General features: G+C 71.2%; 13 protein-coding genes. 8 read left to right on the top strand and 5 right to left on the bottom strand.

What is annotated here, in order from left to right; translation table 11 throughout:
* Positions 1 to 6: 6 nt before the first annotated feature.
* From AB0D57_RS16905 to AB0D57_RS16895, 3 genes are all read right to left on the bottom strand, one after another.
* Positions 7 to 138 carry a hypothetical protein gene (locus AB0D57_RS16905; protein WP_362072440.1) on the bottom strand — a complete coding sequence of 44 codons (132 nt, stop codon included), beginning with the start codon at positions 136 to 138 and terminating at the stop codon, positions 7 to 9.
* Positions 139 to 374: 236 nt separating this feature from the next.
* Positions 375 to 1,508, bottom strand: a complete 1,134-nt coding sequence (locus AB0D57_RS16900) for a peptidoglycan bridge formation glycyltransferase FemA/FemB family protein (protein ID WP_362072438.1) — start codon at positions 1,506 to 1,508, stop codon at positions 375 to 377.
* A 72-nt stretch (positions 1,509 to 1,580) separates the two neighbouring features.
* The gene (locus tag AB0D57_RS16895; protein ID WP_362072600.1) at positions 1,581 to 4,433 is read right to left on the bottom strand and encodes an FAD-binding and (Fe-S)-binding domain-containing protein; all 2,853 of its coding nucleotides are present in this window, start codon (positions 4,431 to 4,433) and stop codon (positions 1,581 to 1,583) included.
* 420 nt (positions 4,434 to 4,853) lie between these two features.
* Between AB0D57_RS16895 and AB0D57_RS16890 the strand changes: the two genes are divergently transcribed.
* The 7 genes from AB0D57_RS16890 (at position 4,854) to serC (ending at position 11,852) form a co-directional block, all read left to right on the top strand.
* Positions 4,854 to 6,581: an ATP-binding protein gene (locus AB0D57_RS16890; protein WP_362072436.1), complete on the top strand. Its 1,728-nt coding sequence runs from the start codon at positions 4,854 to 4,856 to the stop codon at positions 6,579 to 6,581.
* On the top strand, positions 6,578 to 6,985 hold the full coding sequence (locus AB0D57_RS16885; RefSeq protein ID WP_362072434.1) for a roadblock/LC7 domain-containing protein: 408 nt from the start codon (positions 6,578 to 6,580) through the stop codon (positions 6,983 to 6,985). Before AB0D57_RS16890 ends, AB0D57_RS16885 begins: the two co-directional genes overlap by 4 nt.
* Positions 6,982 to 7,329, top strand: coding sequence for a DUF742 domain-containing protein (locus tag AB0D57_RS16880; RefSeq protein WP_362072432.1), 348 nt, complete (start codon positions 6,982 to 6,984; stop codon positions 7,327 to 7,329). Before AB0D57_RS16885 ends, AB0D57_RS16880 begins: the two co-directional genes overlap by 4 nt.
* Positions 7,310 to 7,948 (top strand): ATP/GTP-binding protein, encoded by a 639-nt coding sequence (locus tag AB0D57_RS16875; protein ID WP_362072430.1) that lies wholly within the window; start codon positions 7,310 to 7,312, stop codon positions 7,946 to 7,948. Before AB0D57_RS16880 ends, AB0D57_RS16875 begins: the two co-directional genes overlap by 20 nt.
* Positions 7,945 to 9,168, top strand: a complete 1,224-nt coding sequence (locus tag AB0D57_RS16870; protein WP_362072428.1) for a cytochrome P450 — start codon at positions 7,945 to 7,947, stop codon at positions 9,166 to 9,168. The genes AB0D57_RS16875 and AB0D57_RS16870 overlap by 4 nt, the downstream gene beginning before the upstream one ends.
* Positions 9,165 to 10,388: a cytochrome P450 gene (locus AB0D57_RS16865; RefSeq protein ID WP_362072426.1), complete on the top strand. Its 1,224-nt coding sequence runs from the start codon at positions 9,165 to 9,167 to the stop codon at positions 10,386 to 10,388. Before AB0D57_RS16870 ends, AB0D57_RS16865 begins: the two co-directional genes overlap by 4 nt.
* 345 nt (positions 10,389 to 10,733) lie before the next feature.
* Entirely contained in the window at positions 10,734 to 11,852 is a 1,119-nt protein-coding gene (gene serC, locus AB0D57_RS16860) for a phosphoserine transaminase (protein WP_362072424.1), read from the top strand.
* An 87-nt stretch (positions 11,853 to 11,939) separates the two neighbouring features.
* On the opposite strand, the gene AB0D57_RS16855 is transcribed toward serC, so the two are convergent.
* Together AB0D57_RS16855 and AB0D57_RS16850 are read right to left on the bottom strand one after the other, a co-directional pair.
* On the bottom strand, positions 11,940 to 12,761 hold the full coding sequence (locus tag AB0D57_RS16855; protein WP_362072422.1) for an ABC transporter permease: 822 nt from the start codon (positions 12,759 to 12,761) through the stop codon (positions 11,940 to 11,942).
* Positions 12,758 to 13,741: an ATP-binding cassette domain-containing protein gene (locus AB0D57_RS16850; protein WP_362072420.1), complete on the bottom strand. Its 984-nt coding sequence runs from the start codon at positions 13,739 to 13,741 to the stop codon at positions 12,758 to 12,760. The genes AB0D57_RS16855 and AB0D57_RS16850 overlap by 4 nt, the downstream gene beginning before the upstream one ends.
* Before the next feature lie 97 nt (positions 13,742 to 13,838).
* Between AB0D57_RS16850 and AB0D57_RS16845 the strand changes: the two genes are divergently transcribed.
* Positions 13,839 to 14,594: a TetR/AcrR family transcriptional regulator gene (locus AB0D57_RS16845; RefSeq protein WP_362072418.1), complete on the top strand. Its 756-nt coding sequence runs from the start codon at positions 13,839 to 13,841 to the stop codon at positions 14,592 to 14,594.
* Positions 14,595 to 14,600 lie beyond the last annotated feature (6 nt).

The following is a 14,600-nucleotide window of genomic DNA, read 5'->3' as shown; positions in this document are numbered from 1 at the left end:
GCCGGATCAGCTGTCACCCTTGGGGAACGGCTTGGGGAGCGGCTTGTGCGCCTTCTTGCGCGGCTTGGGCGCCGGCGGGGGCGGGAGCTGCTTCGACTTGGGCTTGGCGGTCAGGGGGGCAAGCTTCTTGAAGCTCATGCCAACTCCTTGAGGATCTGAAGGCGCAAATGATGCAGTGGTGCGAGAATTCTCTACGGAAACGGGCGGGAATTCCCTGGTCGTCACCTCGGATTTCCCTGCCGCCCGACATGAAGAAACCTACACGCCACCACCCCAGGACACAGCACAAGTCGACTGTGAATCCCCTTATGAAACCTGAGAGTTGACTAAAAAGCCTGGGTATTGGTTGTCCGTCGGCCCGCGGTGCGTGGCCGTCAGCGGCGGGACATGTACAGGTCGAGCGCCTTGTGCAGCACGCGGTTGAGGGGGAAGTCCCACTCGCCGAGGTACTCGATGGCCTCGCCGCCCGCGCCGGACTTGAAGCGGAGCAGGCCGAGGAGGTGGTTGCTCTCCTCCAGGGTGTCGGTGATGCCGCGGAAGTCGTAGACGGCGGCGCCGAGTTCGTAGGCGTCGGTCATCATGCGCCACTGGATGGCGTTGTTGGGCTGGACCTCGCGCTTGCGGCTGGTGGACGCGCCGTAGGAGTACCAGACGTGTTCGCCGACGGTCAGCATCGTGGCCGCGGCGAGGACGTCGCCGTCGTGGTGGGCGAGGTAGAGCCGCATGCGGTCGGGGTCCTCGGCGGTCAACGCGGTCCACATCCGCTGGAAGTAGGGCAGCGGGCGGGGGATGAAGCGGTCCCGCTCGGCGGTCTCCGCATACAGCTCGTAGAAGGCGGGCAGGTCGTCGTAGCCGCCCCGCACCACCTTCACGCCCGCCTTCTCGGCCTTCTTGATGTTGCGCCGCCACTGCTGGTTGAGGCCGCGCTGAATCTCTTCCAACGACCGTCCGGCGAACGGCACTTGGAAGACGTAGCGCGGCTGACCGGCCGCGAACCCGTCCTCGCCGCCCGCCTCGGTCTGCTGCCACCCCATGCCTCGCAGCCGCTCGGCGACGTCGAAGGCCCGCGACTCGTACGTCGTCGGCTCCGCGTCCCGCAGCCGCCGCGCGGCCGGATCGGCGATCGCCGCCTTGACCGCGTCCGCGCTCCATCGTCGTACGACCACGGGTGGCCCCATCTTCACCGTGAACGCGCCGCGCGCCTTGAGGTACGCCAGCATCGGATCGAGCCACCGCTCGACGAGATCCGCGGCATACCAGTCGATGACCGGCCCCTCCGGCAGATAGGCCAGATACCGCTTCACCTTCGGCAACGGCCGCAACAACACCAGCCCCGTTCCGACGAGCCGCCCCTCCTCGTCGAACCACCCCAGACTCTCCGCCCGCCAGTCCGGCTTCACCTCACCCCACGACGGCACCTGCATATGGCTGGCCGACGGCCGTGTCCTGACGAACGCCAGATGCTCTTCACGGCTGATGGCCTGGAGACGCAGGCTCCGGACACTCATACGCGGCACTCCTCATGAGGGGGCGGGTGGCTTCGCCAGCGTACTTACGGGGCTTCGGCACCCCAGGCGCGCTCAGGTACGGTCCCCCTCCCCCAGCCCCTCCGCCAGCACCTCCGCCAGATGCCGCCCTCTGCGGCCCGCCAGTTGGTCCAGTTGGGTGCGGCAGGAGAAGCCGTCCGCCAGGATCACCGTGTCGTCGGTCGCCGACCGTACCGCCGGGAGGAGCTGCTCCTCCGCGCACGCGGTGGACACCTCGTAGTGGCCTTTCTCGAAACCGAAGTTGCCCGCGAGGCCGCAGCAGCCGCCGGACAGGGTGCCGGTGAGGCCCGCCGCCTCGCGCAGGCGGCGGTCCGCCGCGTCGCCGAGGACGGCGTGCTGGTGGCAGTGGGTCTGGCCGGCTGCCGGGCGGCCGATGGACGGGGGTGACCAGTCCGGGGCGAGCCGTTCCAGCGCTTCGGCGAACGTCAGCACCGCCGACGCCAGGCGCGCCGCGCGCGGGTCGTCGTGGAGGAGCTCCGGGAGGTCCGTGCGCAGGGTGGCGGCGCAGCTCGGTTCCAGGACGACGACGGCGGGGGTCTTCGGGTGGATGTCGGGGTCCAGGAAGACGCCCATCAGGTCGAGCGTGCGGCGCATCACCGTGCGGGCGCGGTCCAGCTGGCCCGTGGAGACGTAGGTCAGACCGCAGCAGACCCGGCCCCGGTGGCCCACCGACCATGGGGTGGCGGAGGCGGACACACCCGCGCCGGCCCGCGACTTCCGCATCGCCACCGTCGGCGTCAGCATCACGTCCACCCCCGCCGCCTCCAGCACCCGTACGGCCGCCTGCCCCACGGACGGCGAGAGGTGCTCCGTGAAGGTGTCCGGCCAGAGGAAGGCCACCTCACCAGGACCCGCCTCGGCGCCCTGACACTCGTACGCCCCCTCTCGCATCATGCGCCGCACCCGCTCCTTGAACCGCCGCCGCCACCATCGGCTGAACGTCTCCGCCGCCACCCGCGGAATCTCCCGCTCGGGCGCGATCCCGCCCAGCCGCTTGGCCACGGCGGCCAACGGGCGTACGGAGGCGAGGGCGTTGACGAATCGGGCCGTTCTCGTGCGGGCCACCAGGCCCAGCCACACCGGCAGCCACCCCATCGCGTAGTGCGCGGCCGGGCGCCGCCGCCCCTCGTAATGGTGGTGCAGGAACTCCGCCTTGTACGTGGCCATGTCGACGCCCACCGGGCAGTCGGACCGGCATCCCTTGCAGGACAGGCACAGATCCAGCGCGTCACGGACCTCGGTCGACCGCCACCCGTCCGTCACCACCTCGCCCGCGAGCATCTCGTGCAGCAGCCGCGCCCGCCCCCGTGTGGAGTGCTCCTCCTCGCCCGTCGCCCGGAAGGACGGGCACATCACCCCCGGACCAGCAGCGGCCGTCGTACGGCATTTGGCGATGCCCACGCATCTGCGCACCGCCGCCGAGAAGTCCCCGCCGTCCGCCGGATAGCCGAACGCGCCGTCGACCGGCTGCCGGGGCAGCACCGCGAACCGCAGGTTCTCGTCCAGCCGGTGGGGCCGCACGAGCATCCCGGGGTTGAGGAGGCCGTCCGGGTCCCAGAGGTCCTTCGCCCGCTCGAAGAGCCCGACCAGCTCCCTCCCGTACATCCTCGGCAGCAGCTCGGCCCGCGCCTGTCCGTCGCCGTGCTCGCCCGAGAGCGAGCCTCCGTGGGACACCACCAGCTCCGCCAGCTCCTCCGAGAAGCGGCGGAAGCGGCCGAGTCCTTCGCTCGTCATCAGGTCGAAGTCGATACGGACGTGGATGCAGCCGTCACCGAAGTGCCCGTACGGCGTGCCGCGCAGGCCGTGGGCCGTCAGCAGGCCCCGGAAGTCACGGAGATACGGCCCGAGCCGGGCCGGCGGCACCGCGCAGTCCTCCCAGCCCGGCCACGCCTCACTCCCGTCCGGCATCCGCGTCGCCGTACCGCTCGCGTCCTCCCGCAGCCGCCACAGGGCGCGCTGTCCCGCGGGGTCGGTGACGACCAGGGAGTCGATGACGTCGGCGGCCCGCACGATCGCGTCCGCACGCGCGCGTGCCTCGGCCCCAAAGTCACCGCCGGTCTCCACGAACAGCCAGGCACCGCCCCGCGGCAGCCCCGCGTCGGGCGGTACGAGGTCTGCGGCCATCCCCTCCACGGTGAGCGGCCCGAGCGGCAGCAGGCCCGCCGCCGCTTCCGCCGCCGCGCTCTCGTCCACGTACGCCAGCACGGCCAGCGCCCGCGCGCGCGGGGCCTCGACCAGGCGTACGACCGCCTCGGTCAGCACCCCGAGCGTGCCCTCGGAGCCGCAGAAGGACCGGGCGACGTCCGCGCCCTTCTCGGGGAGCAGCGCATCCAGCGCGTAACCGGAGATACGGCGGGGCAGCTCCGGGAATCCGGTGCGCAGGCGGGCCAGGTCGCCCTCCACCAGGGCCCGGAGGCCGGGCGGGGCACCCTGCCAGTCCCGGCCGAGCGTGCGCGGCTCCCCCCGGCCGTCGAGCACGGTCAGCTGCCGCACGCTGTCCGCCGTCGTGCCCCAGGCGACCGAGTGCGAGCCGCACGAGTTGTTCCCGATCATCCCGCCGAGGGTGCAGCGGCTGTGGGTGGACGGGTCGGGGCCGAAGCGCAGGCCGTGCGGGGCGGCGGCCTCCTGGAGGCGGTCCAGGACGACGCCGGGCTGGACGACGGCCGTCCGCGCGTCGGGGTCGAGCGCGACGATCCGGTTCATGTGACGCGTGAAGTCGAGGACGACGCCGGTGCCGGTCGCCTGTCCGGCGATCGACGTGCCGCCGCCGCGCGGCACGACCGGCACGCCGTGCGCGCGGCACACGGACAGGGCCGCCGCCACGTCGTCGGCGTCGCGCGGGGCGACGACGCCGAGCGGGACGCGCCGGTAATTGGACGCGTCCATGGTGGTCAGCGCCCGCGCGGTCACGTCGAAGGCGACCTCGCCGCGGACCTCCGCCGCAAGCCGTGCCGCAAGCGCGGCACGCAGTCCCGCCTCGCCCGGCCCACCCCTCGCCCCGAGATCCGTCATGCCCCCAGGATGCCCCCGCCCACTGACAACGACCGGAGCCGTCACCCTCGAATCGCCGGACACGGTCAGCGGAAGCGACCAGCGGACGTGATCATGCGAGGCAATCGCCGGACGCGATCACTGGTTACACGTGTATTGCGAGTCGATTATCGGCCCAGATCCGGAACCTTCCCAATGCGATCAGGAAGTCTCATATAGTGACCACAAGTTGAGCATCAGGTGTCTCCTCTCGCCCCAGACACGACCCAAGGCACGACCGAGGACACGACCGAGGACACGACCGAGGACACGATCATGACCGCGCCCACCCCCTCCGGCGAACGCCCCGCCCTCCGCGCCGTCGCGCCCGCCCCCCTGATCACCGCCGTCCTGGCGGCGCTCGCGGTCGTCATCGCGGTCGCGCAGTCCCCGAACTCCGTCCGCGTCCCCCTCGCCTGGGGCGCGGGCGCCGCTGCCGTAGTGCTGTGTGTCGCCGTCACGGTCGCCGCCCGCGCCGTCCAGGCGGGAAAGCTGGTACGCCGCCGCCTCGACGCCGTGACCCAGGACGCCGGACGGCTCCTCCAGGAACGGGCCCGGCTCGCCGAGGAGCTCAACCAGGAGCGGTCCCGGCTGGCGCAGGAGTCCGCCCGGGACCGGGCCCGCGTCGCGGACGCCGCGGCACGCGAACGCGCTCTCCTCACCCAGGAGTTCGAGGCCGAGCACCGGCGCCTGGCCACCGAAGCGGAAGCGGAAGAGCGGCGGTTCGCCGAACTCACGGCCGACAAGGAACGCCTGGCCGCACAGATCCGGCAAGCCGCGAACGACCGGGCGGCCGCCATCTCGGCCACCGCCAACGCGGCCGGCCGCATGCAGGCCCTGGCCACCGGCATGCTCGCCGACCTGCGCGCCATGGAAGAGCGGCACTCCGACGAGGAAGTCCTCGCCGACCTGCTGTACCTCGACCACCGCACCGCGCAGGCGGGCCGTCTCGCCGACTCCGTCGCCGTCCTCGCGGGCGCACGCTCCGGCCGCCGCTGGGCCCGTCCCATCGTCATGGAGTCGATCCTGCGCGGCGCGATGGGCCGCATCGGCGGCTACCAGCGTGTACGCGTCCACTCCTCCAGCGACGCCGCCGTCGCCGGACACGCCGCCGAGGGCGTGATGCACGCGCTCGCCGAACTCCTCGACAACGCCGCGAACTTCTCGCCGCCGACCGCCGAGGTCCACGTGTACGTCGAGGAGGTCCCGGCCGGCGTCATCGTCTCCGTCGAGGACAGCGGTCTGGTGATGGGCGACGTCCAGTTGCGCCGCGCCGAGCGCGCCGTCTCCGGCGACGGTGCCGACCTGGGCGGCCTCACCGGCACCCGGCTCGGCCTCGCGGTGGTCGGCCGGCTCGCCCGCAAACACGGCCTGAAGGTGTCCTTCCGGCCCTCCGCGCGCGGCGGCACCGGCGTCCTGGTGCTCATCCCCCAGGACCTCCTGGCACCGCAGACCGCCCCGGCACCGGCGGCCCCCGAGGCGACGCCCACCGCAGCAGCCACCGCGACGCCCACCGTGGCGCCCCCGGCCGCCGCCGAGGCGCTCCCACCGGCCTCGTACGCCGCCGCCCACGCCACCGCGGACCTCGACCCGGACCCGGTCCCCACCCACGAATCCCCCCGGCACGACACCCTCGCCGACACCGTCGCGCCGTCGACCGACAGCCTCCCCAAGCGCCGCCGTGGCCGCACCCTCGCGCACGCCGAGCGCAGCCGCGCCCGCCTCACGGGCCGGACCGACCCCGAACCCCGCACCGCCGAGACCGCCAAGGCCGCCGCCGCCCGCTTCAGCAGCTTCCGCCAGGCCGTCCGCGGCACGGCACCGGACCAGGCGGCGGTCCAGGGCACGGCCCACGAAGACACCGGACTCAGCACGTCGTACGACCCCGAGAGCACCCTGCGCACCACGGCGTACGCCCCCGAAGACGCCGTACGAGAAGAAGAAGCCGTACGGGACACCATCCCCGCCACCACCCCGCACCCGGAAGGCGACACCACTTCATGACCGGCACCACCACCGCCGACGAGAAGCTCTCCTGGCTCATCGAAGGCCTTCTCGAACGCACTCCGGGCGCCCGGCACGCTCTTGTGCTCTCCCGCGACGGCCTGAAGCTGTGTCGCACACCGGAGCTCACGGTCGACCGGGCCGACCAGCTCGCGGCGATCGCCGCCGGAATCCAGTCGCTGTCCCACGGAGCGTCCGTGGAGTTCGGCGACGGGACCGGGGGCGTGCGCTCGGCCATGGCCGAGTTCTACGGCGGAGTCCTGTTCATCGTGGAGGCGGGCGACGGTGCCCACCTCGCGGTGGTCACCGCCGAGGACGCGGACGCCGGGCTGGTCGGCCACAACATGAGCGAACTCGTGGAGCAACTCGGCGAGCACCTCAGCGCGCAGCCCCGGTCGTCATGAGCCGTCCGGGCAGGGACGACGCGCCCGACCGGCTGTACACCCTCACCGGGGGGCGCAGCCGGTCCGGGCCCGATACCCCGTTCGACCTGGTGACGCTCGTGGTCGCCGAGTGCGATCCGGTGGTGGGCATGCAGTCGGAGCACGCCGCGATCCTGCGGCTGTGCGAACGGCCCACGGCGGTCGTGGAGATCGCCGCCGAGCTGAAGCTGCCGGTGTCCATCACCCGGGTCCTGCTCTCCGACCTCCTCGCCCTGGGGCGCGTCAGCGCCCGTCACCCACGACCGTCCGCTGTTCCCGACCCCGACATCCTGGAGCAGGTGCTCGTTGGACTCCGTAACCTCTGACGCTCGTACGCCGCTGGAGGCGTCGGCCGACAACGGCCTGAAGATCGTGGTCGTCGGCGGCTTCGGCGTCGGCAAGACGACCCTGGTCCGCTCGGTGAGCGAGATACGTCCGCTCAACACCGAGGAGACGATGACCCGGGCCGGCGAGGCGATCGACGACATCAGCGAGGTGCGCGGCAAGTCCGCGACCACCGTCGCCTTCGACTTCGGCCGCATCACGCTCGACGCCCGCAATGTGCTGTACCTCTTCGGCGCGCCGGGGCAGGAACGCTTCTGGTTCCTCTGGGACCGCCTGTTCTCCGGCACCCTCGGCGCGGTCGTCCTCGTCGACACCCGCCGTATCGACGACTCCTGGTACGCGATCGACCGCCTGGAGCACCACGGCACACCGTTCATCGTCGCCTGCAACGACTTCGGCGGCCCCACGCACACCCCCGCCCAGCTCCGCGAGGCCCTCGACCTCGACCCGCACGTCCCGCTGATCGACTGCGACGCCCGCTCGCGGGAGTCCAGCAAGCGGGTGCTGATCACGCTGGTGGAACACCTGCAGACGACGTACGCCGCCGAAGCCGCCGCACTCGCCGACAGCCCCTCTAAATCCCCGGAGTTGGCCCTGTGACCCCCGCCCCCGTGCCCCTCAGCGGGCCCCGGTTCCAGACCGAACCCGCCGAGTTGTACCGGGAGATGCGGCGCGATCACGGTGCCGTGACGCCGGTCGTGCTGGACGGCGACATCCCCGCCTGGCTGGTGCTCGGCTACCGCGAACTGCACCAGGTCACCGGCGATCCCGTGCTGTTCAGCCGCGACTCCGACCTGTGGAACCAGTGGCCGAACATCCCGGACGACTGGCCGCTGCTGCCCATGATCGGCCGCAAGCAGCCCTCGATCCTCTACACCGTCGGCGAGCGCCACCGTGAGCGCGCCGCGATGATCAGCGAGGCGCTCGAGGCCGTCGACCCCTTCGAACTGCGCGCCCACGCCGAGAAGTTCGCCGACGAACTGATCGATGCGGTGTGCGCCAAGGGCGAGACGGACATCATCGGGGACTACGCCGCTCTGCTGCCCGTCCGCGTCCTCGCCACGCTCTACGGCTTCTCCGAGGAACAGGGACCCGGCCTGGTCACCGCCCTGAACGACATGATCAACAGCCGCGAGAACGCCCTCGAGGGCCAGCAGCACCTGGCCGGCTCCATGGCGCGGCTGCTGGCCGACCGGAAGGCCGAGCCCGCGAACGACGTGGTGTCCCGGATGCTCGAGAACACCAGCGGCTTCACCGACGAAGAGATCATGCAGGACCTGATGGTCATGATGGCCGCCGGCCACCAGCCGACCGCCGACTGGATCGGCAACTCGCTGCGCCTGATGCTGACCGACGACCGTTTCGCGGCCTCCCTCTTCGGCGGCCGCCACAGCGTCGCCGAGGCCATGAACGAGGTCCTGTGGGAGGACACTCCCTCCCAGAACATCGCCGGCCGCTGGACCTCCCGCGACACCCAGCTTGGCGGCCGCCGCATCCGCGCGGGTGACCTCCTCGTCCTCGGCCTCCAGGGCGCCAACTCCGACCCCCAGGTCCGCACCGACGGCTCCGCCCTCACCGGCGGCAACAACGCCCACTTCTCCTTCGGCCACGGCGAGCACCGCTGCCCGTTCCCGGCGCAGGAGGTCGCGGAGGTCATCGCCCGGACGGGCATCGAGGTCGTACTGGACCGGCTGCCGGACATCGACCTGGCCGTACCCGCCGAGTCACTGACCCGGCGCCCCTCCCCGTGGCTGCGGGGCCTGACCGAACTTCCTGTGCGCTTCGCTCCGACGCCGGCCTTGGGAGGCACCTCCGCATGACCGCTCCTACCGCTCCTCGTATCGTGCTCGACCCGTTAGTGTCCGACCTGGAGGGCGAGAGCGCCCGGCTCCGGGAAGCGGGACCCCTCGCCGCCGTGGAGCTGCCCGGCGGCGTCCCCGTGTGGGCGGTCACCCACCACGCCGAGGCCCGCGCGCTGCTCACGGACCCCCGGCTGGTGAAGGACATCAACGTGTGGGGCGCCTGGCAGCGCGGGGAAATACCCCCCGACTGGCCGCTGATCGGACTCGCCAACCCCGGCCGCTCCATGCTCACCGTGGACGGCGCGGACCACCGCCGGATGCGCACGCTCGTCGCCCAGGCGCTCACTCCGCGCCGGGTGGAGCAGATGCGGGAGCGCATCAGCAAACTGACGGAGGGCCTGCTGGACAACCTGGCGGGTGAGGTCGCCGTCGACCTCAAGGCCGACTTCGCCTACCCCCTCCCCATGTACGTCATCGCCGACCTCATGGGCATAGCCGAATCCCGGCTCCCCCGCCTCAAGGAACTGTTCGAGAAGTTCTTCTCCACGCAGACCCCGCCCGCCGAAGTCATCGCCACCCTCACCGAGCTGGCCGGAATCATGGCCGACACGGTCGCGGCCAAGCGTGCCGAGCCGGGCGACGACCTCACGTCCGCGCTGATCCTGGCCTCCGAGGACGGCGACCACCTCACCGACGAGGAGATCGTCTCCACCCTCCAGCTGATGGTCGCGGCGGGCCACGAGACGACGATCTCCCTCATCGTCAACGCCGTGGTCAACCTCTCCACCCACCCCGAACAGCGCGCCCTCGTGCTCTCCGGCGAGGCGGACTGGTCGTCGGTGGTCGAGGAGACCCTGCGCCACTCCACCCCCACCTCCCACGTCCTGATCCGCTTCGCGACGCAGGACGTCCCGGTCGGGGACAAGGTCATCCCGGCGGGTGACGCGCTGATCGTGTCGTACGCCGCGATCGGCCGTGACGAGAAGGCGCACGGCCCCACCGCCGGGGACTTCGACATCACCCGTACGATCGAGAACCGGCACATCTCCTTCGGTCACGGCCCACATGTCTGCCCCGGCGCGGCGCTGTCCCGCCTGGAGGCGGGGGTCGCTCTGCCCGCGCTGTACGAGCGGTTCCCCTCACTCGACCTGGCGGTCCCGGCGTCCGAGCTCCGCAACAAGCCGGTGGTGACGCAGAACGACCTGTTCGAGCTTCCGGTGCGGCTGATCGCGGACTGAGGGATTTCCGCCCCCGCCGCCCCTACCCATTCCCGTCCCCTGGGGGCTCCGCCCCAGACCCCCGCTTCGGCCTGAACGGCCTCGTCCTCAAACGCCGGACGGGCCGAGATGCCCAGGGGCGCGGGGCTGTGACATGGTGCGGCTCCGCCGCGTGGGCGCGCCCAGCCCCCACCCTCCCGCAGCAAAAGAACCACCTGGCGGGGTCTGGGGGCGGAGCCCCCAGGAACGGGATGGGACGGGTAGGGGCGGCGGGGGCGCAAAACCCCACCACAGCCACCCCACCCCCCCGTCTCACCCGACGGACGAAGTTTCACCCCCGTTTCCGGAAACGGCTAGGCTCCCACCGTGGCTGATATCCAGATCCCCGCTGACATCAAGCCCGCCGACGGACGATTCGGCGCGGGCCCCTCCAAGGTGCGTACGGAGGCGCTCGACGCACTCGCCGCGACCGGCAGTTCCCTCCTCGGCACCTCCCACCGCCAAGCCCCGGTCAAGAACCTGGTCGGCAAGGTGCGCGAAGGCGTACGCGACCTGTTCTCCCTGCCCGAGGGCTACGAGGTGATCCTCGGCAACGGCGGCTCCACCGCCTTCTGGGACATCGCGACCCACGGCCTCATCGACAACAAGTCGCAGCACCTCACCTTCGGCGAGTTCAGCTCGAAGTTCGCGAAGGCGGCCAAGCTCGCCCCCTGGCTGGCCGAGCCCACCGTCATCTCCTCCGACCCGGGCACGCACCCGCAGCCGGCCGCCGAGGCGGGCGTCGACGTCTACGCCTTCACGCACAACGAGACGTCCACCGGTGTCGCCGCCCCCCTCAAGCGGGTCGCGGGCGCCGACGAGGGCGCGCTCGTCCTCGTGGACGCGACGAGCGGCGCCGGCGGTCTGCCCGTCGACATCGCCGAGACCGACGTCTACTACTTCGCCCCGCAGAAGTCCTTCGCCTCCGACGGCGGCCTGTGGATCGGCGTCTTCTCCCCGGCCGCGATCGAGCGCGCCGAGCGCATCCACGCGTCCGGCCGCCACATCCCGGAGTTCTTCAGCCTCCCCACGGCGATCGACAACTCCCGCAAGAACCAGACGTACAACACCCCGGCGCTGGCCACCCTCTTCCTGCTCAACGAGCAGCTGGAGTGGATCAACGGCCAGGGTGGTCTCGCCTGGTCCGCGGGCCGTACGAAGGACTCCTCGACCCGCCTGTACTCCTGGGCGGAGGACTCCAAGCACGCGACGCCGTTCGTCACCGACCCGGCCAAGCGCTCCCAGGTCATCGGCACGATCGACTTCGCCGACGAGATCGACGCCGCCGCGATCGCCAAGGTGCTGCGCGCCAACGGCATCGTCGACACCGAGCCCTACCGCAAGCTCGGCCGCAACCAGCTCCGTGTCGCGATGTTCCCGGCGATCGACCCGGCGGACGTCGAGGCGCTGACGAAGTGCATCGACTACGTGATCGAGAAGCTGTAAAAGCTCCTTCCGATACATCTGATACGTCGACGGGGGCGCCCGGCACCACACAAGGTGCCGGGCGCCGCCGTTCCCGTACCGCAAAGATCAGCGGCTGAGTTTCCGGAACCGCCGCACAGCGAGCGGCAGGAACACGGCCGTGAGGATCAGCGGCCACACCCCCGACATCAGCAGGGCGTGCTGTTCGACCCACGAGTCGCCGCTGCCGACCGGGGTTCCGAACAGCTCCCGGGTGGCCGCGGCGGTGGAGGAGATCGGGTTCCAGGCCGCCACGAAGCCCAGCCAGTCCGGCATCAGCTGGGGCGCGACGAAGATGCTGGAGATCATGGTCAGCGGGAAGGCGACCGCGAACAGGCCGCCCGCCGCCTCCGGGTTGGGCACGAGAAGCCCGAGCCACACCCCGAGCCAGATCAGTGCGAACCGCAGCCACAGCAGCAGTCCGAAGGCGGCCACGAAGCCTAGCCCGCCGTCCGGCCGCCAGCCCATCACGAACGCCGTGAGCATCAGGATCGTCAACTCCGCGCAGGCGACGATCAGATCGGTGACGCCACGCCCGGCCACAACGGCGGACGGCGCCATCGGCATGGAACGGAACCGGTCGATGACACCCTTCGTGGCGTCGTACACGACGACCGTCGCGGTGTTGATGAACCCGAAGGCCATCGTCATCACGAACATGCCCGGCATCAGGAAGTCCTGGTAGTCCCCGCCGCCCGGCACCTTCATCGCGCTACCGAACACATATCCGTACAGCAGCACGGACAGGATCGGGAAGCCCAACTGCCAGGCGATGTTGATGGGCTGGCGCTGGTAGTGGGTGAGCCCGCGGCGCACGATGTTCCAGCAGTCGGCGAGCGCCCAATAGGCGCGGCCGTGCGTGGGCCGCTCGGCCAGGTCCACGGCGCTCATGCCGCGACTCCCTTCGTGTCGGCGGCGGCGGAAACCGTCTCCGTGCGATGCCCGGTCAGGCTCAGGAACACATCGTCCAGACTCGGCCTGCGCAGCCCGATGTCCTCGACCGCGATGCCCTCGTCCTGGAGGGTCCGCGCCACGTCGGTGAGCGCGGCCACCCGGTCGGTCACCGGCGCGTGCACCCTCAACTCGGCCTCGTCCGTCTCCGGTTCACCGTCCGCCACCCGGGCCACGACCTTGACCGCCCGCGGGATGTCCGCGCGCTCCGTGACGACGACCTCGATACGGTCACCGCCGATCGTGTTCTTCAGCCCGTCCGGGGTGTCGTCGGCGATGGCGCGCCCCTGGTCGATCACGGTGATGCGCGAGGCCAGCTTGTCGGCCTCCTCCAGGTACTGCGTGGTCAGCAGCACGGTCGTACCGCCCGCCACCAACGCCCGTACGGAATCCCAGACTTCACCCCGGCTGCGGGGATCGAGCCCGGTCGTCGGCTCGTCGAGGAAGAGAACGCTCGGGGCGAGGATCATGGAGGCGGCGAGGTCGAGACGCCGCCGCATGCCCCCGCTGTACTGCCCGACCCCCTTGTCCGCCGCGTCCACGAGATCGAACTGCTCCAGCAGCTCCCCGGCTCGCAGCCGCGCCCCCCTGCCGCCCAGGTGGAACAACCGCCCGAACATCTCCAGGTTCTGCCGTCCGGTGAGGACCTCGTCCACGGCCGCGTACTGCCCGGTGAGCCCGATGCGCTCCCGCACCTCGCGCGGTCGGCGCGCCACGTCGAGGCCCGCGACCCGCGCATGTCCCCCGTCGAGCTTCACGAGCGTGGACAGGATGCGGACGGCGGTGGTCTTGCCCGCGCCGTTCGGACCCAGCAGCCCGTGCACCGTCCGCTCCCTGACGCCGAGGTCGAACCCGTCCAGCGCGCGCTTCTCCCCGTACCGCTTCTCCAGCCCTTCGGCCCACACCGCGTAACCGTCCACGCCACCCCTCCTGCCCGTCGACCACCAAACTGAGTACGCCGTACTCTAAAGAGAGTACACCGTACCCAATTCTTCCGCGGGGATTATTCTGAGGACCATGACGAGCGGTACGGAGACCAGCGGCAGCGGCGACATCGTCCGCACCCTCGCCCTGCTGTGGGACACCGGCAAACGCCCCAGCCGCGGCCCCAAACCGGGCCTGAGCCTCGACGCGATCGTGGAAGCGGCCATCCGGGTCGCGGACGCGGACGGCCTGGACGCGGTCTCGATGCGCCGCCTGTCCACCGAGCTCGGCACCGGCACCATGTCGCTGTACCGCTACGTCCCCGGCAAGGCCGAGCTGCTCGACCTGATGCTGGACCGCGTCCAGCGCCCCTCCGAGGACCCGGAGGTCTTCGGTGAGGGCTGGCGGGCGGCCCTGGAAGCCCTGGGCCGCGCGACCCTCGCCCTCTACCGGCGCCACCCCTGGCTGCTCCAGGTCAACCAGACCCGTCCGATCCTCGGCCCGAGCGCACTCGACGGCATGGAGAAGATGCTCTCCCGCATCAAGCCGATGGGCCTGTCCGATCCGGAGCTGGTCTCGGCGATCATCATGATCGACGGATATGTCTTCGGGGCCGCCCGCACGCAGGTGTACCAAAAGGAGGCGGAACGCAGAACCGGACTGACGGACGCCGAGTTCTGGCAGGCCCACATCCCCGTCTTCGAGAAGGTCATGGCCGACGGCCGGCACCCTTTCCTCGCCTCCCTCAGCGAGGACGCCTTCGGCGCCGACTTCGACCACTTCGAGTTCGGCCTGCAGCGGATGCTGGACGGGCTGGAAGCGCTGGTCGCCCGGCGCGCCGAAAGCTGACAGCCA

This window comes from Streptomyces sp. NPDC048275, from assembly GCF_040652275.1.
Lineage (GTDB): Bacteria > Actinomycetota > Actinomycetes > Streptomycetales > Streptomycetaceae > Streptomyces.
Note: the sequence above shows the minus strand (reverse complement) of the source record. Positions and strands in the feature narration are given on the sequence as shown.